The organism is Streptomyces sp. WAC03905, from assembly GCF_057371075.1.
The window spans coordinates 2,943,245-2,968,431 of the sequence record NZ_JBXYDZ010000003.1; the positions used below are offsets into that span (position 1 = coordinate 2,943,245).

The following is a 25,187-nucleotide window of genomic DNA, read 5'->3' on the forward strand; positions in this document are numbered from 1 at the left end:
GTCGCAGGCGAGGCGCGAGGGCCGCCGAAGGAGGAAAGACCAGCATGCTGCGACTGGGCAGGCGCGAGTTCGACACCCACGAGCCGGTGATCATGGCCATCGTGAACCGGACTCCGGACTCCTTCTACGACCAGGGCGCGACGTGCCGCGACGAGCCCGCACTGGACCGGGTGGAGCAGGCCGTCGCCGAGGGCGCCGCGATCATCGACATCGGCGGGGTCAAGGCCGGCCCGGGAGAGCACGTGGACGCGGCCGAGGAGGCGCGGCGCACGGTCGGTTTCGTGGCCGAGGTCCGGCGCCGCCACCCGGACGTGGTGATCAGCGTGGACACCTGGCGGCACGAGGTCGGCGAGGCCGTCTGCGAGGCCGGGGCGGACCTGCTGAACGACGCGTGGGGCGGGGTGGACCACAAGCTGGCGGAGGTGGCCGCGCGCCACGGCGCCGGCCTGGTCTGCACGCACGCGGGCGAGGTCGAGCCGCGGACCCGGCCGCACCGGATCGCCTACGAGGACGTGATGGCGGACATCCTGCGGGTCACGGTCGGGCTCGCCGAACGGGCGGTGGCCCTCGGCGTCCGCCGCGACGCGATCATGATCGACCCGGGCCACGACTTCGGGAAGAACACCCGCCACTCGCTGGAGGCGACCCGGCGGCTGGAGGAGATGACGGCGACGGGCTGGCCGGTGCTGGTCTCGCTGTCCAACAAGGACTTCGTCGGCGAGACCCTCGACAAGCCGGTCAAGGAGCGGCTGCTGGGCACGCTGGCCACCACGGCCGTCTCGGCCTGGCTCGGCGCGCAGGTGTACCGCGTCCACGAGGTCGCCGAGACCCGCCAGGTCCTGGACATGGTGCGCTCCATCCAGGGCCACCGTCCGCCCGCGGTCGCCCGTCGCGGCCTCGCCTGACGCACCGACGGCCGCAGGCCGGCGCGGGCTCCGGCGGGCCGGCCGGGGCCGGCCCGCGGACCGGGACTACTTCCCGACTTCCTTCGTCACCAGGGCGATCGCCTCGTCCACGTCGTCGGTCACGTGGAACAGGTAGAGGTCCTTCTCCGAGGCCTTGCCCTGGGCGATCACCGTGCCCTTCAGCCAGTCGACCAGGCCGCTCCAGTACTCCGTGCCGAACAGCACGATGGGGAAGCGGGTGATCTTCTGGGTCTGGACCAGGGTCAGCGCCTCGAACAGCTCGTCCAGCGTGCCCAGCCCGCCGGGCAGCACCACGAAGCCCTGGCTGTACTTCACGAACATCGTCTTGCGGACGAAGAAGTACCGGAAGTTCAGGCCGAGGTCGACGTGCTGGTTCAGCCCCTGCTCGAAGGGCAGCTCGATGCCGAGGCCGACGGAGATCCCGTTCGCCTCGCGGGCGCCCTTGTTGGCCGCCTCCATCGCTCCCGGGCCACCACCGGTGATCACCGCGAACCCGGCGTCGACCAGCGCGCCGCCGATCCGCACGCCGGCCTCGTACTCGGGCGAGCCCTGCGGGGTGCGGGCCGAGCCGAACACGCTGATCGCGGGCGGCAGCTCGGCCAGCGTGCCGAAGCCCTCGATGAACTCCGACTGGATGCGCAGGACCCGCCAGGGATCGGTGTGGACCCACTCGGAGGGCCCGGCGGAGTCCAGCAGCCGCTGGTCCGTCGTACTGCCCGCCTGCACCTGGCTCCGCCGCCTCAGCACCGGCCCGAGCTGCTGCTCCTCGGGCCGGTGACGAGCGGACCCGTCGGACGTGCTGGGGTTGCCCATGATGTGCTCCCTCCTGCTGATCGTTGGATCAGGGTAGGCGCACAAAGGTGACGAGAAGCGGAATTCAGGAGGTCAGCCAGGCGCGGAGTCGTTCCTCGCAGTGCAGGATCGCCTTCGTCTCCACGCGCTCGTCGACCTTGTGGGCCAGCAGGGCGTCGCCCGGACCGTAGTTCACCGCCGGGACGCCCAGCGCGCTGAAGCGGGAGACGTCCGTCCAGCCGAACTTGGGCATGGCCCGGCCGCCCACCGCCTCCATGAAGGCCGCGGCCGCGGGGTGCGCGAGGCCCGGGAGGGCGCCGCCGGAGGAGTCGTCGACGACGAACTCGGCGATGTCGCAGTCCGCGAACACCTCGCGGACGTGGGCGATCGCCTCGTCCTCGCTGCGGTCGGGGGCGTAGCGGAAGTTGACCGTCACGGTGCAGGCGTCGGGGATGACGTTGTTGGCGACGCCACCCTCGATGCGGACGGCGTTGAGGCCCTCGTGGTACTCCAGACCGTCGATGACCGGCTTGCGGGGCTCGTACGCCGCCAGCCGGGCCAGGATCGGGCTCGCCGCGTGGATGGCGTTGGAGCCCATCCAGCTGCGGGCGGAGTGGGCGCGCTCGCCGGCGGTGCGCAGCAGCACCCGCAGGGTGCCCTGGCAGCCGCCCTCGACCTCGGCGTTCGAGGGCTCCAACAGGACCGCGAAGTCGCCCGCGAGCCAGTCGGGGTGGGCTTCGGCGACCTTGCCGAGGCCGTTGAGGTCGGCGGCGACCTCCTCCTGGTCGTAGAAGACGAAGGTGAGGTCCCGGTTGGGCTCGGGGACGGTCGCGGCGATGCGCAGCTGCACGGCGACGCCGGACTTCATGTCGGTGGTGCCACAGCCCCACAGGACGTCGTTCTCGTCGAGGCGCGACGGGACGTTGTCGGCGATCGGCACGGTGTCGAGGTGGCCGGCGAGCACGACGCGCTCGGCGCGGCCGAGGTCGGTGCGGGCGACGACGTTGTTGCCGAAGCGGTCCACGGTGAGGTGGGGCAGGCCGCGCAACGCGTGTTCCACGAGGTCGGCGAGTACCTTCTCGTCGCCGCTCACGGAAGGGATGTCGACGAGCCGGGCGGTCAGCTCGGCGGCGTCCAGGGTGAGGTCCAGCTCGGATTCGGACATGGAACTGACCCTAACGCCCCGGGGTGTGGCGAAGCGTCCCTCGTCCGGCCGGTGGACGCGTCATACGGCTCAAGTACGGTGGGCCGCGTGTCCGAGATCCGTGATCCCCGCCCCCGCCGCCGCAGGCTGCTCCGTGTGGTCGTCGGCCTGCTCGTTCTCCTGTCGGTGGTGGGGTACTTCGCCGTGCAGCGCGCCTCGAACGGCGGCGGCGCCCCCTTCTGCGTCGCGAGCGCGGACGCGTCCGTCCGTGACGGCGGCTCCGAAAAGTACGAGATGTCCCCGGAACAAGCGGCGAACGCGGCGACGATAGCCGCCGTCGGCATCGCCAAGGGACTGCCGGACCGGGCCGTCACCATCGCCCTGGCGACGGCCATGCAGGAGTCCGCCCTGCGCAACCTCGACCACGGCGACCGGGACTCCCTGGGGCTGTTCCAGCAGCGCCCGTCGATGGGCTGGGGCACACCGGAGCAGATCACGGACCCGGTCTACTCGGCCGGGATCTTCTACGACCACCTCGCCGACGTGCCGGGGTACTCGCGGCTGCCGCTGACGGTGGCCGCGCAGAAGGTGCAGCGCAGCGGGTACCCGCAGGCCTACGCCAAGCACGAGCCGGACGCGACGGTGCTCACCGCGGCCTTCGCCGGCGGCGGCCGCATCGACTGCGGCGGGCCGGCGCCCACGCAGCCCGGCGACCCCGAGAAGGTGCGCGCGGGCCTGGAGCGGATCTTCGGCAAGGACGGGATGCACACCACCGGCCCCCAGGGCGGCCAGGGCGGTCAGGCCGGCCGCAGCGCGGGCGTCGGCCGGGTCGTCGCGGAGCCCGAGATCACGATGGTGGAGAAGCGGGACGCCGGCGAGGCCGCGACGCGCCGCAGCCGGGCGATGGCCCACTGGGCGGTCGCCAACTCGCGCGAGATGGGGATCGCCCGGGTCTCCTACGACCTGCGCGGGTGGGTCGCGGGCAAGGACCGGGGCCGCTGGCAGGACCAGGGGGACGCGGGCGCGAAGAGCGGCGACGGCGACCCCTACGGCGCGGCTCCCGGTGAGGTGCGGATCTTCCTGGCCCGCTGAGCCGGCCGGACCCGGCACGCCCCTGCCGGGCGGGCGGGCGCGGGCCGGCCCGGGGGCACCCGGCCGTGCGTACGAGTGATCACTCCTGCGGGGGTGATCACCTCGCTCCTCACCCGCGCCGGAGAGCCCGTCTGAGGGGAAGAACCCCTGGTCGGCGCCCATCCCATGCTCTTGTCACGGAAGCCGATTAAACGATGCGTTACCGATCCTTTACCCGGCGGCGCCGCAACTCCACCCGCCCCGCGAGCGGTTAGTCAGGCCGTACTCAGCCGCTACCGCTTAGGAGCATCATGTCCCTCCCCCTGACCCGTCGGATCGCCCGTGCCGCGCTGCTCGTCGCAGCCGGGGCAGCGCCCGTGGTCGGTGCGGCCGGCGCCGCCAACGCCGCCGGTCTGGAGTCCGTGCCGCAGCTGGGCGCACTCACCGCCACGGACGCCCCCTCGGCGACCGCCGACTCGGCCACGGGAACGGCCACCGACGCCGTCGGCTCCGTGGGTGCCGCGGCCAAGACCCTGCCGGCCCCCACCTCCGACCTGGCCGGCCAGGCGGGCGGCCTGCTCGGCGGTCTGCCCACGACCCAGGAGCTGCCGGTCTCCGCACTGCCCGTGGGCGGTGTCCTGCCGGCGGGACTGCCCGGCGGCGCGCTGGGCTGACGTCCGGGAAACACCGAAGGGGCCGGGAGTTCCGCACTCCCGGCCCCTTCGGGCTGTCCCGGGGCCGCCGCGGCCCGGAGCCGCCCCGGCCCCGGGGCCCGGGTCAGCCGAGCCGCTTGACCGCCGCTTCGACGCGCTCGTCGGTGGCCGTGAAGGCGACGCGCACGAAGCGGGCTCCCGCCTCGCCGTAGAAGTCGCCGGGCGCGACCAGGATGCCCAGGTCCGCGAGGTGGGCGACGGTGTCCCAGCAGGGCTCGTCACGGGTCACCCACAGGTAGAGGCTCGCCTCGCTGTGCTCGACCCGGAAGCCGTGCGACTCCAGGGCGGCGCGGAGCGCCGTACGGCGGGCCGCGTAGCGCTCCCGCTGCTCCGCCACGTGCCGGTCGTCGCCGAGCGCCGCCACCGTGGCCGCCTGGACCGGCGCGGGCGTCATCATGCCGCCGTGCTTGCGGATCTGCAGCAGCTCGCCGAGCACCTCCGCGTCACCGGCGACGAAAGCCGCCCGGTACCCCGCCAGGTTCGAGCGCTTGGACAGGGAGTGGACCGCGACGATCCCCTCGTAGGAGCCGCCGCACACGTCGTCGTGCAGGACGGAGACGGGCTCGGCCTCCCAGCCCAGCTCCAGGTAGCACTCGTCGCTGAAGAGCAGGATCCCGTGCTCCCGCGCCCACGCCACGATCCGGACGAGGTCCTCCTTGGCGATGACCTTGCCGGTGGGGTTGGACGGGGAGTTGAGCCACAGCAGCTTCACGCGTGCCGGGTCGAGATCGGTGACCGGGTCGTCGTAGACCACCGGCTCCGCACCGCACAGCCGCGCCCCGACCTCGTACGTCGGGTAGGCGAGCCGGGGGTGGGCCACCTGGTCGCCGGCGCCCAGGCCGAGCTGGGTCGGCAGCCAGGCCACCAGCTCCTTCGAGCCGACGACCGGCAGCACGTTGCGGTGCTCGGCCGCGCTCGCGCCGAGCCGGCCGCGCAGCCAGCCGGTGATGGCGTCGCGCAGGGCGGCCGTGCCCCACACCGTCGGGTAGCCCGGGGAGTCGGCGGCGTCGGTCAGGGCCTGCCGGATCAGCTCCGGAACCGGGTCCACGGGCGTGCCGACGGACAGGTCGACGATGCCGTCCGGGTGGGCCGCCGCCGTCTCCTTGTACGGCTCCAGCTTGTCCCAGGGGAAGGCGGGAAGACGGTCGGATACTGCGGCCACGGTGGTCTCTGCTCTCTCTGAGTGCTGGTGGGACGGGTCGGAAAACACCGCGGTCCCGTGCGGCGGGCAGGCCGTACGGGACCGAGGGGCGCTTCTGCCGTGCAGGTCAGTGCTCGCCGTTGATGCCGGCGGGCAGCCCCGCGACGAAGGGGTGGTCGCGCTCGATCAGACCCAGCTTGGAGGCACCACCGGGCGAACCGAGCTCGTCGAAGAACTCGACGTTCGCCTTGTAGTAGTCCTTCCACTCCTCCGGGGTGTCGTCCTCGTAGAAGATGGCCTCGACCGGGCAGACCGGCTCACACGCACCACAGTCGACGCACTCGTCCGGGTGGATGTACAGGGACCGCTGGCCCTCGTAGATGCAGTCGACGGGGCACTCTTCGATGCATGCCTTGTCCTTGACGTCGACACAAGGCTCCGCGATGACGTAGGTCACGCTCTCGTTCCTCCTCGGTAGGGCTTTCCATATCGCGCGGGAGCGCGGCGTCGTCGATGCCCGCACCTAGTATCTCCGTTCCCGGGCACGATCCGAACAGGAGGGGCGGACAGAGCTGTGGAAATCACTGCCGGAGGGCTGCTGGAGGTCCGAATCACCCCGGCTGACGTGGGTAAACGTGTCTCTGTACGACGGGTGGGGACGGGACTGAGCGGATCACCCGAGTTCACGGACACGGTCGGTGTTCTCACATCCTGGGACCAGGGTGTGCTGCTGATCACAAAGAAGGACGGCCGGTCCGTCCGCATCCCGGAATCCTCGCTGGTGGCGGGCAAGGTCGTGCCCCCGGCGCCGGCCCGGCGGCGGGGCCCCGCGGCCTCCTTCGAGGAGCTGACGAGGGTCTCGGCGCGGGCCTGGCAGCCGCTGGAGAGCGAGCCGCTGGGCGGGTGGACGCTGCGGGCCGCCGCCGGGTTCACCCGGCGGGCCAACTCCGTGCTGCCCGAAGGCGACCCGGGCATACCGCTCGACGATGCACTCGCCCGAGTGACCTCCTGGTACGCGGAACGAGGACTTCCGGCCTATGTCCAGGCCGCCACGGGAGCCGCCGGCACGCAGGAGCTGCTGTGCGCGGAGCTGGAGCGCAGGGGCTGGGTGTCCGAGGCGTCGGCGGAGGTACGGATCGGGGCGCTGGCCCCGGTGGGCGACGTGGACGCGCCCGCGAGCGGGTCCGTGGCTCTCACCCGCGTCCCGGACGAGGAGTGGCTCGGGCGCTACGGGCGGGTCTCCGACCCGGACGTGGCCCGACGGGTCCTGGTACGGGGTCCGTCGGTGTGGTTCGCCTCGCTGCCCGGGGGCCGGGCGATCGGACGCTGCGTGGTGGACGGCCGGTGGGCCGGCTTCGCGGCGGTGACGGTCGATCCCGCCCACCGGCGGGAGGGACTCGCCACCGCGGTGATGGCCGCCCTGGCGCGGCGCGCGCTGGAGGAGGGCGCGTCGGCGGCGTGGCTGCAGGTCGAGACGGACAACGCGGGGGCGCGGGCGCTGTACGACGGGATGGGCTTCGCCGCGCACCACGCCTACCACCACTTCCGGGCGGCCCGGTGAGCACGCCGGCCCGGCGGGAGCAGTTCGCGGCGCAGGCCAGGTCCGAGCGGCCCGACCTGGCGCTGATGTGCCTGCTGCTGGCGGCGGAGGCGGATCCGGAGCTGGACGAACGCGCCATGGACTGGGCGCAGATCGAACTGGACCGGCTGGCCGGGATGCTGCCGTACGGGCTGCGGGGCGGGCGGGCCTGGGCCTCGGCGGTGACGGAACTCCTCGGCGGGCGCCTGGGCTTCCACGGCACCCCGGCGGACTACGAGCGGCTGTCGTCCTCGCTGCTGCACGAGGTGCTGCGGCGGCGGCGCGGTCTGCCGATCCTGCTGTCGGTGGTGTGGCTGGAGGTCGCCCGGCGGGCGGGCGCGCCCGTGTACGGGCTGGGGCTGCCGGGGCACTTCGTGGTGGGCTTCGGGGACCCGGAGGAGGGAGTGGTGGTGGACCCCTTCGCGGGCGGCGCCTCCCTGGGAGCGGGGCCGGCGGAACTGGCGTCGGGGCCGCGCACGCCGGCCAGGACGCTGGACGTCGTGCCGCGGATCCTGACCAACATCCGGGCCTGGGCCTCGACCCGGCCGGAGCAGTCGGGGGTGGCGCTGTGGGCGCTGGAGCTGTCGCTGCTGCTGCCGTCGCATCCGGCGTCGCTGCGGTACGAGCGGGCGCGGCTGCTGGTGGAGCGGGGCTCCTTCCGGGAGGGGGCGGCCGAACTCGACGCGTACGCCGAGGTCGTGGCGGCGGTGGACGACGCCGCGGCGGCCCGCATCCGCGCCGAGGCGGTCTCGGCCCGCGCCCTGCTGAACTGAGGCGCCCTCCCGGCCGAAGCGCACTCGGGCCCGCCCGTTCCGGCGGGGCGGGCCCGGCGGGGCATGACGGATGTCGTGCGGCGGACATGGCGGTGCCCCCGCCCGGGGTCCGGGCGGGGGCACCGTCGTTGCCGTGCCTCAGCTGGGGTTGGTGTCGATGACCACGGTCCGCTCGGCCGCGGTCTTGCCGCGCAGGGCCTTGGCGAGCGCGCCGACGACGTCCTGCGGGGTGACGGCCGTCCTGGCGCCGGTGCCGCGGGTGATCATGACCCCGTCGAAGGTGTTCCCGTAGGTCGACTTCAGCGCCTCCAGGTCGAACTTCTCGGTGAGGCGTCCGTCCACGGCCTGCATGCTGAGGATCTTGGGGAGCGACAGCTTGCCGAAGGCGATGGACTTGGTGCCGGCCTTGACGGTGGCGTTGGCGGACATCGCGGGCTCCGCGAACTCCTTCATCGCACGGTCCAGTTCGGCCTGGTTGATCGTCGGTTCCTTGGTGACGGTGGGCAGCTCCAGGACGGCAGCCTTGCCGGTGCCGACCTGGTCGCGGAAGGCCTTGGTGACGAGGTCGACGGAGCCGTCCACGTCCAGGGTGGTGCCCGCCTTGCCGGGGACGGCGACGGCCTTGCCGTTGTCGAAGGTGATCGTGCCCTCGGTGACGGAGCCCGCCGTGCCGGCGAGTTCCTGGAGGGCGACGGTGAGCTTCTCCTCGTCGACGGGCATCACGGCGTCGGCGACGCGCTCGTTGCCGAGGAGCGAGCCGATGACCGTGATGGGGTTGTAGTCGCTGCCCGCGGCGTTGCGCACGGTGGTCTGGCCGTCCAGGGTCAGGCCGGCCTTGTCGGGCTTCAGCTCGACCGGCTTGCCGCCGACGGTCAGCTGGATCGGCGCCGCGGCGCGGGTGCCGAAGGCCGTCTGGAGCTTGGAGACGGCCTCGTCGCGGCTGCCGCTGATGTCGACCCCGAGGACGGTGGTGCCCTTGGGGACGTCGGAGTGGTTCAGGAGCAGACCGGCGCCGTAGGCCACGCCGACGAGCGCCACGATGCCGCCGCCGACGAGGACCAGCTTGGAGCGGCCCTTCTTGGCGGGCTTCGCGGCGCTCTTCGCGGAACCCTTCTTGTCCGCGGGCGGTGCGGGGCGGGGGGCGGCCGGCGCGGGGGCCGGTACGGGGGTCGGCAGCGGGCCGTCCAGGTCGGGTCCGGGCCAGCCCGCGGCGTCGGCCGCGGACGGGCCGCCGCCGGCGGGGCGGGAGCCGAACCCGGGGCCCGCGGTGGGGCCGGCCGGGCCGGCGGCCTGGCTGTCGTAGACGGGGAACGCCTCGGTCGAGGGACCGCCGTCGGCCTGGCCGTTCCCGTACGCGGGGAAGCCCTGGGTCGTTCCGGCGCCGGGGGCGCCCGGCATCGGGGCCCCCGGGGCGGGTGCCTGCTGCGGGGCGTAGCCCGTGCCGTAGTCCGCGACGGGCGGCGGCGGGGTGCGCGGGGGCGCGTACGCGGCGTCCGGCGCCGGCGGTGCCTGCGTGTGCGGCGGGGGCGTGAACCCGGCGCCGGGCGCGGGCGGCGGAGTCGGCGACGGCGTCGGGGTGGCGCCGGGCACCCGCTTGGCGAGCGGCGGCGCGGGAGCGGCCGGCGGCATCTGCGCGGCGGCCGGCGCGGCGGGCGCGGGCGCGGGGGTGGGCGGCTTGCGGGGCGCGAACCAGTTGCTGGCGGCCTCCTCGGCCGGCGCCGGGTCCGGCTCCGGCGCGGCCTCGACACGCGTCGGGCGCGGGCCCGGTCGCTGCGGGAGCGGGGGCTCGGCCTGCTGCGCGGGCGCCGGCTCCGGCGGGGTCTGCGCCCCGTCGCCGGACGAGCCGGTGTTGGTGCCCATCGACTTGCGCACGACCACCGGGGGGATCGGCCGCGAACCCGGGATGTTGATCCGGATCCGGGTCGTCAGGGTGGTCTCGGTCTTGGGCCCGTCGGATTCGGGCGTGGACGGGTTCGAGGTCACAGGGTTCTCCTCCGGGGCGGTCGCAGCGCCGGGCCCGGGCACAGTCGTGGACGGGTACTGGCCGGTTCCGTACGGCGGCGTACCCGAGGGGTAAGCGGCTCCCCCGTGCCCCTTGGGCCCGGAGGACGAACTGTCGGTTTCACGACTCAAGGCAGGTTCTCCCGGTTGGCTCCGCCGCCCGTCATACCGTGCGCGGGCAGCTCGGCGGCCCGTCCACCATACTGGCCGCCGCCCGCGCGCAACTGACTGCCGGGAATCAGGGGTTCCTCTTCGGGCCCGTCAAACCCCCCTGAAGCGCCACGAGAGCCCCCGCTCCCATGGGTCGGCCGGACTCCCTACGAGGTCCGACACCACGTCACTTGACGGGCCGGGAGGCCGAAACCGGTCGATCGGCGGGAAGAGTGATCGTGGCGCACATCACAGCCAGCACCGTTCCGCCCAATAGGTAGGCGTACATGCCGATTCCGGACGAACTGAGGACGAAGTCCCCCTCGGGGCGCGGCAGGCTGAGCACCACGTAGGCGAGGAACCAGCCGACCGCGGCGCCGCCCACCCCGAGGCCGGTCCCGAGGGCGAGCCGGCCGCCGAGGAAGAGGCCGAAGAGGGCCAGCAGCCCGAGCAGCAGCCCGCCGGGGAACCACAGGTCGACGACCAGCCAGCCGGCCGCGCCGGTCAGCGCACCCAGCACCAGCAGGCCCAGGCAGCCCGCGATCCGGCCCGCCGTCAGGGTGCCGGTCACGCGTCCACCCCGGCGAAGAGGTCGTGTTCGCGCTCGCCCGCCGCGACGCCCGGTCGGCCCTCGACCAGTTCGTAGTACTCGCGGGCGAACAGCGGCTGCGCCAGGTCGTTGGAGAGGGCGAAGAAGGGCCCCTCCACGGCGATCTGGGTGGCGTGGGCCCGCATGGCGGCGGTCTTGGCCGCGACGAGCGTCTCGTCGGCGTCGATCTCGGCCGTGATCCGTTCGTCGTCGACGACCCCCGGCACGTCCCGCGGCGAGGCCAGCCCCGGGAAGGACACCTCGGCCCCGGCTGCACCGAGCCGGGCGAAGCCCTCCTCGACCACCGAGAGCGGGACGCGGTTCCAGTAGATCTTCCCGATCGTGTGGGGGTCCCCGAGGTCGCGCCGGTACGCCTTCTCCGCGGCCAGCTCGGCGGCGCGCATGGCGACCCGGTGGGCCTGGATGTGGTCCGGGTGGCCGTAGCCGCCGTCCGGGTCGTAGGTGACGAGCACCTGCGGGCGCAGCTCCCGGATCACCTCCACGAGGTACGCGGCGGCCTCGTCCACGTCGGCGGACCAGAAGGCCTGCGGGTGGCGGTTCTGCGGGGCGCCCATCATCCCGGAGTCGCGGAAGCGGCCGGGGCCGCCGAGGAACCGGTGGTCCTGGACGCCCAGTTCGGCCATGGCGGCGGCGAGCTCGCCGATCCGGTGCGCACCGAGGGCGTCGTCGCGGTCGGCCGTCAGGTGGCCGAGGGCGGGCGGGATGACCTCGCCCTCCTCGCCCAGGGTGCAGGTCACCAGAGCGACGTGGGCGCCCTGGGCCGCGTACTTGGCCATGGTGACGCCGTTGTTGATCGACTCGTCGTCGGGGTGCGCGTGCACGAAGAGCAGACGACGGGCGGGAAGACCGTTCATGGGCCCAGCCTAGGGGGTCTCCCCCTCCGCGACCGGCCTGCCCGCCCCGTCCGGCGGGCTTCTAGAACTTGATGCCGCTGATCATGCTCGCCACGTTGGACGTGAGTTGGCTGAGGGTCGGGGCGATGGTGGAACTCGCCAGGTAGAAGCCGAGCAGCACACAGACCACCGCGTGTCCCGCTTTCAGGCCCGCCCGGCGGACCAGCAGGAAGACGATGATCGCCAGCAGCACCACGGCAGAGATCGAGAGTGCCACGGCGTTTCACCTCCACGTCGAGCGGACATCGGTACGCGCATTCGTGCTCGGCGAGAGTCATACCCACCGTGCGCTACGGATCATAACTATCCGTGCCAGCGCATCGATCGAAATCCGGCAGCACGAGGGGCGCATGCCGCGCACGGCCGGGGTCACGCACGGGCAGGCCGGGGGGCGTTCACGCCCCCCGGCCTGCTGTCGGCACCCGCACGGCCGCACGGCACCCAGCCTGCATGCCCCAGATCTCGGGGCAGAAACGGTCAAGTTGCCTACAGGTAAACCGAGTTGGAGGACCGTGGCCGCCCCCGCAAGCGGAACGCGACGGGTGGCCGGAAATGATCGCTCCGCGGGGTGAGCGTCTCAGTCCTTGTGCAGTCCTCCGGGTCGGTCGGTCTCCTCCGGCGGCACCTGCGGGACCACCTGCTTCTCCGCCGCGAAGTGACACGCCGACGGATGCGCCGCCGGACCGGAGGAGAACACCTCCGGGACCGCGAGCAGCGGGACCTCCGTCGCGCACCGGTCCTGGGCCTTCCAGCAGCGGGTGCGGAAGCGGCAGCCGGACGGCGGGTCGGCCGGGGACGGCACGTCGCCGGTCAGGATGATCCGCTCGCGGTGGGCGCGGGCCTGCGGGTCGGGGACCGGCACGGCCGAAAGCAGCGCCTGGGTGTAGGGGTGGGTGGGGTGCTCGTAGATCTCGGCGTCGGTGCCGATCTCGACGATCCGCCCGAGGTACATGACGCCGACCCGGTCGGAGATGTGCCGGACGATCGAGAGGTCGTGCGCGATGAACACGTAGGACAGGCCGAATTCGTCCTGGAGCTTCTCCAGCAGGTTGACGACCTGCGCCTGGACGGAGACGTCCAGGGCGGAGACCGGCTCGTCGGCGACGATGATCTCGGGCTGGAGGGCCAGGCCGCGGGCGATGCCGATGCGCTGGCGCTGGCCGCCGGAGAACTGGTGCGGGTAGCGGTTGATGTACTCCGGGTTCAGGCCCACGACGTCCAGGAGCTCCTGGACGCGCCCGCGGCGCGAGCCCTTGGGGGCCACCTCGGGGTGGATCTCGTACGGCTCGCCGATGATGTCGCCGACGGTCATGCGCGGGTTGAGTGAGGTGTACGGGTCCTGGAACACCATCTGGATGTTGCGGCGCACGGCCTTCAGGGCGCGCGCCGACAGCCGGCTGATGTCCTCGCCCTTGTACGCGATCGACCCCGCGGTCGGCCGTTCCAGGTTGACCAGCATCTTGGCCACGGTGGACTTGCCGCAGCCTGACTCGCCCACGATGCCGAGCGTCTCGCCGGCGTGCAGGTCGAAGGAGACCCCGTCGACGGCCTTGACGGCCCCGACCTGCTTCTTGAAGAGGATGCCCTGGGTGAGCGGGTAGTGCTTGGCCAGGTCCGTCACCTGCAGGAGGGGCTCAGCCATGGAGGCACTCCTTCCAGAAGTGGCAGGCGCTGGCCCGTGGCACGGGCGACTCCGTGACCGGGTACAGCGGCGGGACGTCGCTGCGGCAGACCTCCCGCGCCATCGGGCAGCGCGGGTTGAAGGCGCAGCCGGGCGGGATGCGGAGCAGGTTGGGCGGCAGGCCCTTGATCGCGTAGAGCTCCTGGCCCTTCTGGTCCAGGCGCGGGATGGAGTCCAGCAGGCCGCGCGTGTACGGGTGCGCGGGCGCCTTGTAGATCTCGTGGACGGGGGCGGCCTCGACGATCCGGCCCGCGTACATGACGGCGATCTTGTCGGCGACGTCCGCGACGACGCCGAGGTCGTGGGTGATGAGGATGAGGCCCATGTTGAGCTCCCTCTGGAAGCTCGGCCAGCAGGTCCATCACCTGGGCCTGGACGGTGACGTCCAGGGCGGTCGTCGGCTCGTCCGCGATGATCAGCGAGGGCTCCAGGGCCAGCGCCATGGCGATCATGATGCGCTGGCGCATGCCGCCCGAGAACTGGTGCGGGTAGTCCCCCACCCGCTGCTTGGCCGCCGGGATCCGTACCCGGTCCATCAGCTCGACGGCCTTGGCGCGGGCCTCCTTGCGGGAGGTGCCGCGGTGGACCTCGTACATCTCGCCGAGCTGGGCGCCGACGGTGAGCACGGGGTTGAGGGAGGACAGGGCGTCCTGGAAGATCATCGCCATCTCGGCGCCGCGGATCCTGCGCCGTTCGTCCTCCTTCATCTTCAGCAGGTCGCGGCCCTTGAAGAGGATCTCGCCACCGGCGATCCGGCCCGGCGGCACGTCCAGGATCCCCATCACGGCCTGGGCGGTCACCGACTTCCCGGAGCCGGACTCGCCGAGCACGGCGAGCGTCTCGCCCTCGTCCACCGAGTAGTGGACCCCGTTGACCGCCTTCGCGACTCCGTCGCGCGTCTTGAATTCCACGTGCAGGTCGCGGACCTCGAGCAGCATGTACGGGGCTCCTCAGCGCAGCTTGGGGTCGAGGGCGTCGCGCACCGCGTCGCCGAGCATGATGAAGGCGAGCACCGTGATGCTGAGCGCGCCGGCGGGCCAGAGCAGCATGTGCGGGGCGTTGCGGATCTGCGAGGCCGCGTTGGAGATGTCGATGCCCCAGGAGACGGTGGGCGGGCGCAGGCCGACGCCGAGGAAGGACAAGGTCGCCTCCAGGGCGATGTACGTGCCGAGCGCGATCGTGGCGACGACGATGACGGGGGCGACGGCGTTGGGCGCCACGTGCCGCAGCAGCATCCGGGCGTTGCCGGCGCCGAGGGCCCGGGCGGCCTGGACGTAGTCGTTCTGTTTGGCGGTGATCACCGAGCCGCGGGCGATGCGGGCGATCTGCGGCCAGCCCAGGAGCACGATGAAGCCGACCACGGGCCAGACGGTGGTGCTGGTGACGACGGACAGGAAGACCAGGCCGCCGAGGACGACGGGGATGCCGAAGAAGATGTCGGCGACCCGGGAGAGCAGGGAGTCGCCCCAGCCCCCGAAGAAGCCGGCGAGGCCGCCGAGGGCGGAGCCGAGCAGTGCGGCGCCGAGGGTGGCGCAGACGCCGACGGTGATGGAGGCGCGGGCTCCGTAGACGGTGCGGGTGTACACGTCGCAGCCCTGGGTGTCGTAGCCGAAGGGGTGGCCGGGGGCGGAGCCCTGCTGGGACTTGGACAGGTCGCACTGGAGGGGGTCGCCGCTCGCGATGAGCTGCGGCCAGATCGCGATGACCACGAGGAAGAGGATCAGGGCGGCGGAGAGGATGAAGACGGGGTTGCGGCGCAGCTGGTGCCAGGCGTCGGACCACAGGGACCGGGCCCGCTCCCGGGGCCCGGAGGCGCCCGGTCCGGCGGTCTTCTCGATGCCTTCGACGCTCTCGGCCTCGTCGAGCGCGAGATCCATGGGTCCCCCCTGGCCCGTGGGCGAGACGGCTTCCTTGGGGCGGGGGCCGACCGGGTCGTAGCCGGCGGGTTCGGGGCGCTCGGGATCAGGCATAACGGATCCTCGGGTCCAGGACCGCGTAGAGCAGGTCGACGAGCAGGTTCGCCAGCAGGAAGACGATGACGAGGATGGTCACGAAGCCGACGACCGTGGGCGAGTTGTTGCGCAGGATGCCCTGGTAGAGCTGGTAGCCGACGCCGTGGATGTTGAAGATCCGCTCGGTGACGATGGCGCCGCCCATCAGGGCCCCGATGTCGGTGCCGATGAAGGTGACCACCGGGATCAGGGAGTTGCGCAGCAGGTGGCGGGTGACGACCCGGCGGCGGGGCAGGCCCTTGGCGGTGGCGGTGCGGACGTAGTCGGCCTTGACGTTCTCGGCGATGGAGGTGCGCGAGAGGCGCGTGACGTAGGCGAGGGAGACCAGCGCGAGGACGATGCCCGGCAGGATCAGTTCGTTCAGCGGCGCGTCCGGGGAGACGGTGGGCCGCACCCAGCCCCATGTGACGCCGAAGAGGAACTGCAGCAGGTAGCCCGTCACGAAGGTGGGCACCGAGATGACGACGAGGGTGAGCACCAGCACGGAGGTGTCGACGGTCCTGCCGCGGCGCAGGCCGCTGATCACGCCGAGGGTGATGCCGATGACGACCTCGAAGAAGATCGCGACGAGGGTCAGGCGCAGGGTGACGGGGAAGGCGCTGGCCATCAGCTCGGTGACGGACTGTCCGTTGAAGGCGGTGCCGAAGTCGCCCTGGAAGATCTGCCCCATGTAGTGCAGGTACTGCTTCCACAGGGGCTGGTCGAGGTAGAGGTCCTTGCGGATGCGGGCGGCGGTGGCCGGGTCGGGGGCCTTGTCGCCGAAGAGGGCCGCGACCGGGTCACCGAGCGCGTACACCATGAAGAAGATCAGGAACGTGCTGCCGATGAACACCGGGATCATCTGGAGCAGCCGCCGGATCACATAACGTCCCATGGAGTGCTCCATGCAGTTGGCGGGCGCGGCGGGCCCCCCGCGGCGCGGGGGGCCGGGATCCGGGTGGGGGTCAGATCACCTTGATCTGGTCGTAGACGGGGACGCTGAACTGGTTGAGGGTCACGTCCTCCAGGCGCTCGGAGTAGCCGGCGCTGCCGTTCTGGTACCAGAGCGGGATGGACGGCATCTGCTCGGCGAGGATCTTCTCCGACTGCTGGAAGCTCGCGATCGCCTTGGTCGCGTCGCTCTCCTGGTTCGCCTGGTCGATGAGGGCGTCGAACTCCTTGTTGTTGAACTTCCCGTAGTTGGAGGAGGCGCCGGTGTAGTAGAGCGGCTGCAGGAAGTTCTGGATCAGCGGGTAGTCGGCCTGCCAGCCGGAGCGGAAGGGGCCGGTCAGCTTGTAGCTGCTCTGCTGGTTGCGGAAGTCGGCGAAGGTGCCGACCGGGTTGACCGTGCAGACCGGTCCCTCGCCGAGCGCGTTGTTGACGCTGTTGCAGACGGCGTCCATCCAGTCGCGGTGCGAGCCGGTGTCCACGTTGGAGGTCAGCGTGACCTTGCCGCCGGGCAGTCCCCCGCCCTCCTGGATGAGCTTCTTGGCCTCGGCCGGGTCGTAGACGCAGGCGTCGCCGCAGGCGGTGGCGGAGAAGCCGCCCTTCTCGCCGAGGGCCGGCGAGGTCCAGTCCTTGGCGGGGGTGCGCGTCTCACGGAAGATCTGCTTGGTGATCTCGTCGCGGTTGATGGCCCGGGAGATGCCCTGGCGGACCTTCTCCATGCCCGGCTTGCTCCACTGCGGGTCGTACAGCGGGAAGGTGAGGGTCTGGATGATCAGGGCGGGCTGGTTGATGTACCGGTCGCCGAGGTCGTTCTTGACGTTCTTCAGCTGCTGGGCCGGGACGTCGTCGACGAGGTCGAGGTTGCCGGAGATCAGGTCGGTGTAAGCGGTGTTGTTGTCGGTGTAGACCTTCAGGTCCACGCCGCCGTTCTGCGCCTTGTCCGCACCGGGGTACGCGTCCCACTTGCGCAGCTTCATCCCGGTGCCCTTGCTGTACGAGTCCACCAGGTACGGGCCGTTGCCCACGGGCTTGTCCAGCCAGCCGCTGTGGTCGGTGAAGAAGGACTTGGGCAGCGGCGAGAAGGCCTGGTAGCCCAGGGTCTCGGGCCAGGTGGAGAACTTGTTCTTGAGGGCGACGGTGAAGGTCTTGGGGTCCTTGACCACCAGGCCGGACATCGTCTTGGCCTTGGGTTCGCCGGACGCCGGGTGCACGTCGTCGTAGCCGACGATGTCGGAGAAGAACGGCGAGTTGTTCTGCTTGTTGCGCACGTCCGCGCCGTAGTTCCAGGCGTCCACGAAGGACTGCGCGGTGACCGGCTCGTCGTTGCTGAACTTCCAGCCGTCCTTCAGCGTGATGGTGAAGTTCTGACTGTCCGTCGTCTGGATGGACTCGGCGAGCATGTTGTTGGCCTCGCCGGTCTTGGGGTCGTAGCGCTTGAGGCCGCGGAAGAGCATGTCGAGGACCTTGCCGCCCTGCACCTCGTTGGTGTTGGCGGGCTCCAGCGGGTTCTGCGGGTCGCCCCACGACGAACTGACGATGCCCGCCTCGCCACCACCTCCGCCGCTGTCGCTCCCGCCGCCGCAGGCCGTCGCCACGAGGGCGACGGCCACTGCACCTGCGGCCCACTGGGCGTGGGTGGCTCCGCGCATGGAGTGCCTCCTATGGCTCCCAAGACTCACTTAGGGGCCAATGTCACCCTATGTGCGGTCCCCCACACGCATGGTTGGACCGATTGCACCCGCGCGTCACGCCCCTGTCACCCCTGGGGGTGCAAAGCCAGCTCCCATGCGTCGACGCCGTAGTGCAGGGCCATGCCGTGCGCCTCGTAGAGCGCCAGTGCGCCGGTGGCGTTGTGGGTGTCCACGCCGAGGCCGATCGTGTCGCGGCCGCGCGCCGCGTAGGAGGCGAAGCCGTGGCGCAGCAGGAAGCCGCCGACGCCCCGGCCGCGCACGTCCTCGCGTACGCCTATGTGGCTGATCCAGGCCATGCTCGTGCGGTCGTCCCGGGTGAGCAGGACGCCCACGTCGCCCTCGCCGGGCAGGCTCGCGATCCAGACCAGCGACCAGTCCAGGCTGCGGCCCTCGATGTGGTCCAGCCAGGTCTCGTACGGGCGGTCCACATGGCCGAAATGGGCGGCGAAGGTCTCCTCGACCAGGGCGTGGGCCCGGTGCCGCTCGGCCTCGTCGTCGCCGCAGTGGCGCAGGGTCAGCCCCTCGGGCGCGGTGGGCGCGGGGTCGGCGGCCGGGGACAGCGAGCGCGTCATGACCTGGTAGCGGCGGACGGTGCGGTAGCCGCGTGCCGAGAGCAGGGCCAGGTCGACGGTGGGGGCGACGTTGAGCTGGATCTTGAGGGTGCCGGCGCCGCCGGTGATCTCGCGGGCGCGGGTCTCCATGCGTTCCAGCAGCAGGGTCGCGGCCTCGTCGTGGCCGGGCAGGACGTAGTGGTCCCCGTCGACGCGGCCGGGTCCGGAGTCGGCCCAGACCAGGGCGTAGGCCAGGAGCCGGCCGCCCTCGAAGGCGAGCCAGGAATCGGTGGCCAGGTCCACGTCGGGGGCGTTGAGATCGGACTCCACGGTGCCGAGGTCGGTCTCGGGGCGGCCGATCTCGATCATGTCCACGGCGTTGAGCAGGGCGCAGATGTCGGTGGCGTCCCCGGGACCGGCGGGCCGTACGGTGATGGTCATTGCGTCACTCTCGGCCCCTGGATCCCCCGGTCGCAACCGGTTTGCGCGGGGACCGGCGGCGCGCGCGAACGGGCCGGCCCCCGGCGCCGTGGGGCGCCGGGGGCCGGCCGTGCGTGGAGCGGGTGTGTCAGACGGCCAGGATGGCCTTCTCCTCGGCGAAGTGGCACGCCGAGTTGTGCGCGGCCGGGGTGTCGACGCCCTTGAAGCGCTCCGGGATCGCCAGCAGCGGCTCCTCGGTGGAGCACTTGTCCTGGGCCTTCCAGCAGCGGGTGCGGAAGCGGCAGCCCGACGGCGGGTTGGCCGGGGACGGGACGTCGCCGGTGAGGATGATGCGCTCGCGGGACTCGCGGACCTCGGGGTCCGGGACCGGGACCGCCGACAGCAGCGCCTGGGTGTAGGGGTGCGTCGGGTGGTCGTAGATCTCGGCGTCGGTGCCGATCTCGGCCATCTTGCCGAGGTACATGACGCCGACGCGGTCCGAGATGTGCCGGACGATCGACAGGTCGTGCGCGATGAAGATGTAGGACAGGTTGAACTCGTCCTGCAGCTTCTCCATCAGGTTGATGACCTGTGCCTGCACCGACACGTCGAGCGCGGAGACCGGCTCGTCGCAGATGATGATCTCCGGGTTGAGCGCGAGGCCGCGGGCGATGCCGATGCGCTGGCGCTGGCCGCCGGAGAACTGGTGCGGGTAGCGGTTGATGTACTCCGGGTTCAGGCCCACGACGTCCAGGAGTTCCTGGACCTTGCGGCGCCGGTCGCCCTTCGGAGCCACCTCGGGGTGGATCTCGAAGGTCTCCCCGATGATGTCGCCGACCGTCATGCGCGGGTTGAGCGAGGTGTACGGGTCCTGGAACACCATCTGGATGTTGCGGCGCACGGCCTTCAGCGCGCGGCCGGACAGCTTGGTGATGTCCTGGCCCTTGTAGAAGACCTCGCCGGCGGTGGCGCGCTCCAGGTTCATCAGGAGCTTGGCGACCGTGGACTTGCCACAGCCGGACTCGCCCACGATGCCGAGGGTCTCGCCCTGGTACAGGTCGAAGGACACGCCGTCGACGGCCTTGACGGCGCCGACCTGCTTCTTGAACAGGATGCCCTGGGTCAGCGGGAAGTGCTTGACCAGGTTGCGGACCTGGAGGATCGGCTCGCGCTCGGTGGCGTTCTTGGTGAGCTCAGCCATGGATCTGGTCCTTCCAGAAGTGGCACGCGCTGCCGCGGCCGGGCAGTTCGGTGCCGTCCTGCTCGGTGACCGGGTGCAGGACCGGGATCTCCGTACGGCAGATGTCCTGCGCCTTGGGGCACCGGGGGCTGAAGGCACAGCCCGTCGGGATGCGGAGCAGGTTGGGCGGCAGGCCCTTGATCGCGTAGAGCTCCTGGCCCTTCTGGTCCAGGCGCGGGATCGAGTCCAGCAGGCCCCGGGTGTACGGGTGCGAGGGGCGCTTGTAGATCTCGTGGACCGGAGCGGTCTCGACGATCCGGCCCGCGTACATGACCGCGATCTTGTCCGCGACGTCGGCGACGACGCCGAGGTCGTGGGTGATCAGGATCAGACCCATGTTCATCTCGCGCTGGAGCTCCGCGAGCAGGTCCATGACCTGGGCCTGGACCGTCACGTCGAGGGCCGTGGTCGGCTCGTCGGCGATGATCAGGTCCGGCTCCAGGGCCAGCGCCATGGCGATCATGATGCGCTGGCGCATACCGCCCGAGAACTGGTGCGGGTAGTCCCCCACGCGCGCCTTGGCGGCGGGGATCTTCACGCGGTCCATGAGCTCGATGGCCTTGACCTTGGCGTCCTTCTTGGACATGCCGCGGTGGACCCGGAACATCTCGCCGAGCTGGTCGCCCACCGAGTAGACCGGGTTCAGCGAGGACAGCGCGTCCTGGAAGATCATCGCCATCTTGTCGCCGCGGAGCTTGCGGCGCTCCTCGTCGGACATCTTGAGGATGTCCTTGCCGTGGAAGCGCACCTCGCCGCCGGCGACGCGTCCGGGCGGGCTGTCGAGGATGCCCATGATCGCCTGCGCGGTCACGGACTTGCCGGAGCCGGACTCGCCGAGCACGGCGAGGGTCTCGCCGGCGCTGACGTTGTAGCTCACGCCGTTGACGGCCTTGGCGACGCCGTCCCGGGTCTTGAACTCGACCTGGAGGTTGTCCACCTCCAGCAGCGGCACGCCGGTACCGCCACCCGTCTCCGCAACGCTGAGAATCTCCGACGTCGTCACGCCGCCACCTTCGTCCTGCTTGCTGATGTTGTCTCGGAGCATCGGGCGGCCCTACCGCAGCTTCGGGTCGAGCGCGTCGCGCAGGCCGTCGCCGACGAAGGCGAAGCCGAGCACGGTGACGACGACGAAGAGGCTGGGGAAGTACCACAGGTAGTCGCTGACGCCGATGAAGCCCTGCCCGGCCGCCAGCATGTTGCCCCACTCCGGGACGTCGACCGGGACACCGGCGCCGAGGAAGGAGAGCGCCGCCACGCCGATGATCGTGGTGCCGACGTTGAACGTCGCGTAGACCAGCACGGCGGTCAGCGAGTTGGGCAGGATGTGCGTGCGCACAACGCGCCAGCCGTTTGCACCCAGCGCCTTGGCCGCGTGGACGTAATCCATCTCACGCACGGACAGGATCGAGCTGCGCAGGAGCCTGGCCACCGTGGCCCACGAGAAGATCGCGAGCGAGATGATCACAGGCGTGATGCCGCGGCCGGTGACCAGGATGATGACGATGGCACCGATCATCAGCGGGAACGCGAGGAACACGTCCGCGGTGCGCATGACCAACGTGTCAGCGATGCCCGGGAAGTAGCCGGCGATGGCGCCCAGTACGACACCGATCAGAACGGCGAAGAAGATCGAGGCGAGGCCGACGAACATGGCCACGCGGGTACCGGCTATGAGGCGCGAGAACATGTCACGGCCCAGGGCGTCGGTACCCATCCAGTGGGTGCCGTTGGGCGGCACGAGGGTGTTCTCCAAGTCCTGCGCGCCGGGGTCGTACGGGGCCAGCATGTCCCCGAAGATGGCGGTCAGGAACAACAGCATGATGATCACGAGACCGACGACGGCCAGCTTGTTCTGGACGAAGCGGTGACGGATCTCGGCCCACTGGGTGAGCTGCTTGGGGGTTGCTTCAGGGGCGGCCGGGGTGGCCGGCACGGGGCTCTCGTCCCCGATCGCCGGGCTCTTGACGAGCTCAGACATGAGGAAATCCTCCTTGGGGGCGGTCAGCTGAGGCGGATACGCGGGTCGAGGGCCGCGTACAGCAGGTCCACGATGAGGCTGAGGACGACGAAGATGGCGACGCTGTAGGTCACGACGCCGATCACGATCGGGTTGTTCTGCTGCTGGATCGCCTGAACCAGTGCCAGACCGACACCGTCCCAGTTGAAGATCGCCTCGGTGATGAGCGCGCCACCGAGAAGAGCGCCGAACGAGATGCCCAGGTAGGTGACGACCGGGATGGACGAGTTGCGGAGCACGTGCTTGAACAGCACGCGACGGCGCGGGAGTCCCTTGGCCACGGCGGTCTTCACGTAGTCCGCGCGCAGCACCTCGAGCATCGTGCCGCGGGTCAGGCGGGCGACGAACGCGATGTCGGTGATGGCGAGGGTGACCGCGGGAAGAATCATGCCATTGAGCTGATCACCACCGATCGGGGGGAACCAGCCAAGTTCCACGGCAAAGTACTTCTTGAGCAGCATGCCGATCACGAACGTCGGGAAGCCGACGGCCATGGTCGTGAAAAATGTCGTGGTCATGTCCAAGATGCTGTATCTGTACAGGGCGGCGATGATCCCCACGCCCATACCGAACACCGTGACGAGCGTGATGGCCAGCAGGGCCAGCTTCGCCGTGTTCTGCAGCTTAGGGCCGAGGATCTCGGACACCTCGCGGCGCTGGATGAAGTCCTCGCCGAGGTCTCCGGTCGCGACCTTCGACACGTAGTTCACATACTGCTCGGGCAGCGACTTGTCGAGCCCGTACCGCGCCTTGAGCTCCGCGACCACGGCTGGGTCGCGTGCCTTGTCGCTGCCCGCGATCGAACCCACGGGATCACCGGGGAGAACGAACAGACAAGCGAACAGAACCATGGTCGCGCCAATGAGGACTATGACCATCTGCCCGAGGCGACGGGCGACGTACCTTCCCATGTTTGTGCCTCTCTACCTGGCCGCTTCTGGGAGCAGCGGCCTCCGGCCCAAGGAACGGGCCGGCTCTCGGCCTGCGGGGATTGCCCGCGGATGTGAGGGGTGCCGAAGTGAAAACGGCCTGCCGAGCGGGGCCGCGGCCCACCGGTCACCCGGGGGCCGCGGCACGTTCGCTCCTGACGGATATACCGTCCGAACCGATTACTTCTTGAGCGAGATCTTCTCGAGGATCGGGTCCTCGTTGAAGTTGATGTCGTCCAGACCGTTGAACTTGTCGGTCGCCATCAGGCGGAACTGGGAACGGTTGAAGGTCGGGATGAGGGCCATGTCCTCCATGGCCATCTTCTCGGCCTGCTTGTACATGGCGGTACGCGCGGCCTCGTCCTTCGTGGCGCGGGCCGTGTCGACCAGCTTGTCGAACTCGGGGTTGTTGTAACGGGCGCGGTTGTCACCGACCACGTTGCCCTCGGCGTCCTTGTTCATCGAGGCCGAGTGCAGCAGCGGGAACAGGAAGTTCTCCGGGGTCGGGTAGTCCGCACCCCACGCGAAGCGGTAGACGCCGGAGGCCTGGGCACCCTGCTGCTCCTTGAGCAGACCCGGGAAGTCCTTGCCGTCCAGCTTGACCTTCAGGCCGAGGACGTCCTCGAGCTGACGCGCGACGGCCTGGACCCACTCTTCGTGGCCCGCACCGGTGTTGAAGGAGAACTTGAGCTCCGTGCCGGGCTTCAGGCCCGCCTTCTCGGCGTGCTCCTTGGCCTTGGCGACGTCCTGCTTGACGCAGGAGGTGCAGAGGTCCTTCTGGTACGCCTTCGGGAACGCCGGCGGCACGATGGTCGTCGACGGGGTCTGGTAGCCCTGGAAGACACCCTTGGCGATGGCCTGACGGTCGATCGCGTAGGAGATCGCCAGACGGGCGTCCTTGCTGTTGGTCGGACCGTTGTCACCGATCGGCAGAACGTAGTTCATGCCGTTGGTGTCCTTGGCGAACCACTTGTTCTGCGGCTTGTACTTCGCCTCGGCCGTCTTCAGCATCGGCGTCGGGATGTGCGCGTAGTCGAAGGTGCCGGCCTGGAAGCCGTCGTACTCGAGCTGCTGCGCGGTCTTGTCGTTGAGGAGGGTGACCTGGACCTTGTCCAGCTTCGCCTTCTCCAGGCCGTACTCGTCGTTGCGGACGAGGTTGATGGCCTTGTTGTGCTCCCAGCTGCCGTCCATCTTGAACGGACCGTTGCCGATGGGGGCTTCGCCGAACGCCTTGTCCTCTTCGCCGACCTTGGCGGCCTTCGGGACCGGGCTGTAGGCGGTGTGCGCCGTCTTCAGCACGAACTCGCAGTCGGCCTTGGTCAGGTCGACCTTGATGGTGTGCGCGTCCGGGGTGGTGACACCGGAGAAGGTCTTGGCCGAGCCGTCCTGCAGCTGGTCGTAACCCTTGATGCCGGCGAAGTGGTACGCCACGTCGGAGGCGGCGGCCTTGTGCGCGGAGCGCGCCCAACCGCGGGCGAACGCCTCGGCGTCGACGACCTCGCCGTTGGAGAACTTGGTGTCGGCCTTCACCTTGAAGGTCCAGGAGGTGCAACCCTCGTCCGAGCTCGCCGACTCGGCCAGCGCGGGCTCGGCCAGGCCGTCCGGCGTGTTCGAGTACAGGCCGGTGAACAGGGCGTTGGAGAGCAGGATGCCCGTGGACTCGTGGGCACGCCCCGGGTCGATGGTGTCCGGCTCCGTGCTGCCCAGGCGGAACGTGCCGCCGCCGGCAGTGTTGCCCTTGTCCTTGCTGTCACCGTCACCGCCGCCACAGGCGGTAGCGGCCAGGGCGACGACAACCGCGCCCACGACCCACTTGGCGCTCTTGGCACCGCGCATGGGTTTCCTCCTCATGAGTCCACTGATCGACTTGAGGGGCATGAAAACCTCGCCGACACCCCTGACGGCGCATGGTTTCCTGCCCATAGT

23 protein-coding genes and 1 pseudogene are annotated in these 25,187 nt (G+C 70.8%); 5 read left to right on the plus strand and 19 right to left on the minus strand.

Annotation, left to right across the window (positions count from 1 at the left end):
- Positions 1–44 precede the first annotated feature (44 nt).
- A complete protein-coding gene (gene folP / locus AC2RP6_RS15550; RefSeq protein ID WP_486446742.1) occupies positions 45–905 on the plus strand; it encodes a dihydropteroate synthase in 861 nt (286 codons plus the stop codon).
- Positions 906–971: 66 nt separating this feature from the next.
- Here the strand turns inward: folP and AC2RP6_RS15555 are convergent, their stop codons facing one another.
- Together AC2RP6_RS15555 and dapE are read right to left on the minus strand one after the other, a co-directional pair.
- A complete protein-coding gene (locus AC2RP6_RS15555; protein WP_486446743.1) occupies positions 972–1,739 on the minus strand; it encodes an LOG family protein in 768 nt (255 codons plus the stop codon).
- A 64-nt stretch (positions 1,740–1,803) separates the two neighbouring features.
- Entirely contained in the window at positions 1,804–2,883 is a 1,080-nt protein-coding gene (gene dapE / locus AC2RP6_RS15560; RefSeq protein ID WP_486446744.1) for a succinyl-diaminopimelate desuccinylase, read from the minus strand.
- A gap of 87 nt (positions 2,884–2,970) precedes the next feature.
- On the opposite strand from dapE, the gene AC2RP6_RS15565 reads away from it, so the two are divergent.
- Positions 2,971–3,954 (plus strand): hypothetical protein, encoded by a 984-nt coding sequence (locus AC2RP6_RS15565; protein ID WP_486446745.1) that lies wholly within the window; start codon positions 2,971–2,973, stop codon positions 3,952–3,954.
- A 290-nt stretch (positions 3,955–4,244) separates the two neighbouring features.
- Positions 4,245–4,607: an ATP-binding protein gene (locus tag AC2RP6_RS15570; protein ID WP_486446746.1), complete on the plus strand. Its 363-nt coding sequence runs from the start codon at positions 4,245–4,247 to the stop codon at positions 4,605–4,607.
- Between the two features lie 103 nt (positions 4,608–4,710).
- Here AC2RP6_RS15570 and dapC read toward each other — a convergent pair whose 3' ends face one another.
- Entirely contained in the window at positions 4,711–5,808 is a 1,098-nt protein-coding gene (gene dapC, locus AC2RP6_RS15575) for a succinyldiaminopimelate transaminase (protein ID WP_486446747.1), read from the minus strand.
- A gap of 106 nt (positions 5,809–5,914) precedes the next feature.
- The gene (gene fdxA, locus AC2RP6_RS15580) at positions 5,915–6,244 is read right to left on the minus strand and encodes a ferredoxin (protein WP_030027294.1); all 330 of its coding nucleotides are present in this window, start codon (positions 6,242–6,244) and stop codon (positions 5,915–5,917) included.
- 117 nt (positions 6,245–6,361) lie between these two features.
- On the opposite strand from fdxA, the gene AC2RP6_RS15585 reads away from it, so the two are divergent.
- Both AC2RP6_RS15585 and AC2RP6_RS15590 read left to right on the plus strand, forming a co-directional pair.
- Entirely contained in the window at positions 6,362–7,348 is a 987-nt protein-coding gene (locus AC2RP6_RS15585; RefSeq protein ID WP_486446748.1) for a GNAT family N-acetyltransferase, read from the plus strand.
- A gap of 65 nt (positions 7,349–7,413) precedes the next feature.
- The gene (locus AC2RP6_RS15590) at positions 7,414–8,139 is read left to right on the plus strand and encodes a transglutaminase family protein (RefSeq protein WP_486450350.1); all 726 of its coding nucleotides are present in this window, start codon (positions 7,414–7,416) and stop codon (positions 8,137–8,139) included.
- A 138-nt stretch (positions 8,140–8,277) separates the two neighbouring features.
- Here AC2RP6_RS15590 and AC2RP6_RS15595 read toward each other — a convergent pair whose 3' ends face one another.
- The 15 genes and pseudogenes from AC2RP6_RS15595 to AC2RP6_RS15665 all read right to left on the minus strand — a co-directional run bounded on the left by AC2RP6_RS15595 (position 8,278) and on the right by AC2RP6_RS15665 (position 25,097).
- Complete coding sequence (locus AC2RP6_RS15595) at positions 8,278–10,272, minus strand: peptidoglycan binding domain-containing protein (protein WP_486446749.1); 1,995 nt, start codon at positions 10,270–10,272, stop codon at positions 8,278–8,280.
- 205 nt (positions 10,273–10,477) lie between these two features.
- Positions 10,478–10,861: a DUF6113 family protein gene (locus AC2RP6_RS15600; RefSeq protein ID WP_486446750.1), complete on the minus strand. Its 384-nt coding sequence runs from the start codon at positions 10,859–10,861 to the stop codon at positions 10,478–10,480.
- Positions 10,858–11,754: an N-acetyl-1-D-myo-inositol-2-amino-2-deoxy-alpha-D-glucopyranoside deacetylase gene (mshB, locus tag AC2RP6_RS15605; protein WP_486446751.1), complete on the minus strand. Its 897-nt coding sequence runs from the start codon at positions 11,752–11,754 to the stop codon at positions 10,858–10,860. The genes AC2RP6_RS15600 and mshB overlap by 4 nt, the downstream gene beginning before the upstream one ends.
- A gap of 61 nt (positions 11,755–11,815) precedes the next feature.
- Positions 11,816–12,010: a hypothetical protein gene (locus AC2RP6_RS15610; protein ID WP_030036986.1), complete on the minus strand. Its 195-nt coding sequence runs from the start codon at positions 12,008–12,010 to the stop codon at positions 11,816–11,818.
- 360 nt (positions 12,011–12,370) lie between these two features.
- The gene (locus tag AC2RP6_RS15615) at positions 12,371–13,435 is read right to left on the minus strand and encodes an ABC transporter ATP-binding protein (protein WP_486446752.1); all 1,065 of its coding nucleotides are present in this window, start codon (positions 13,433–13,435) and stop codon (positions 12,371–12,373) included.
- Positions 13,428–14,412, minus strand: a pseudogene (locus tag AC2RP6_RS15620) (ABC transporter ATP-binding protein). The gene AC2RP6_RS15615 and the pseudogene AC2RP6_RS15620 overlap by 8 nt, the downstream one beginning before the upstream one ends.
- 12 nt (positions 14,413–14,424) lie before the next feature.
- Positions 14,425–15,351: an ABC transporter permease gene (locus tag AC2RP6_RS15625; RefSeq protein ID WP_366679037.1), complete on the minus strand. Its 927-nt coding sequence runs from the start codon at positions 15,349–15,351 to the stop codon at positions 14,425–14,427.
- Positions 15,352–15,436: 85 nt separating this feature from the next.
- Positions 15,437–16,360, minus strand: coding sequence for an ABC transporter permease (locus tag AC2RP6_RS15630; protein ID WP_486446753.1), 924 nt, complete (start codon positions 16,358–16,360; stop codon positions 15,437–15,439).
- Positions 16,361–16,430: 70 nt separating this feature from the next.
- On the minus strand, positions 16,431–18,062 hold the full coding sequence (locus AC2RP6_RS15635; protein ID WP_486446754.1) for a peptide ABC transporter substrate-binding protein: 1,632 nt from the start codon (positions 18,060–18,062) through the stop codon (positions 16,431–16,433).
- Positions 18,063–18,169: 107 nt separating this feature from the next.
- Complete coding sequence (locus AC2RP6_RS15640; protein WP_486446755.1) at positions 18,170–19,096, minus strand: GNAT family N-acetyltransferase; 927 nt, start codon at positions 19,094–19,096, stop codon at positions 18,170–18,172.
- Between the two features lie 127 nt (positions 19,097–19,223).
- A complete protein-coding gene (locus AC2RP6_RS15645; RefSeq protein ID WP_486446756.1) occupies positions 19,224–20,276 on the minus strand; it encodes an ABC transporter ATP-binding protein in 1,053 nt (350 codons plus the stop codon).
- Complete coding sequence (locus AC2RP6_RS15650; protein WP_486446757.1) at positions 20,269–21,360, minus strand: ABC transporter ATP-binding protein; 1,092 nt, start codon at positions 21,358–21,360, stop codon at positions 20,269–20,271. The genes AC2RP6_RS15645 and AC2RP6_RS15650 overlap by 8 nt, the downstream gene beginning before the upstream one ends.
- A gap of 9 nt (positions 21,361–21,369) precedes the next feature.
- On the minus strand, positions 21,370–22,293 hold the full coding sequence (locus tag AC2RP6_RS15655; protein WP_486446758.1) for an ABC transporter permease: 924 nt from the start codon (positions 22,291–22,293) through the stop codon (positions 21,370–21,372).
- Between the two features lie 23 nt (positions 22,294–22,316).
- Complete coding sequence (locus tag AC2RP6_RS15660; protein ID WP_486446759.1) at positions 22,317–23,243, minus strand: ABC transporter permease; 927 nt, start codon at positions 23,241–23,243, stop codon at positions 22,317–22,319.
- Between the two features lie 198 nt (positions 23,244–23,441).
- On the minus strand, positions 23,442–25,097 hold the full coding sequence (locus AC2RP6_RS15665; RefSeq protein WP_486446760.1) for a peptide ABC transporter substrate-binding protein: 1,656 nt from the start codon (positions 25,095–25,097) through the stop codon (positions 23,442–23,444).
- Between the last annotated feature and the right edge of the window lie 90 nt (positions 25,098–25,187).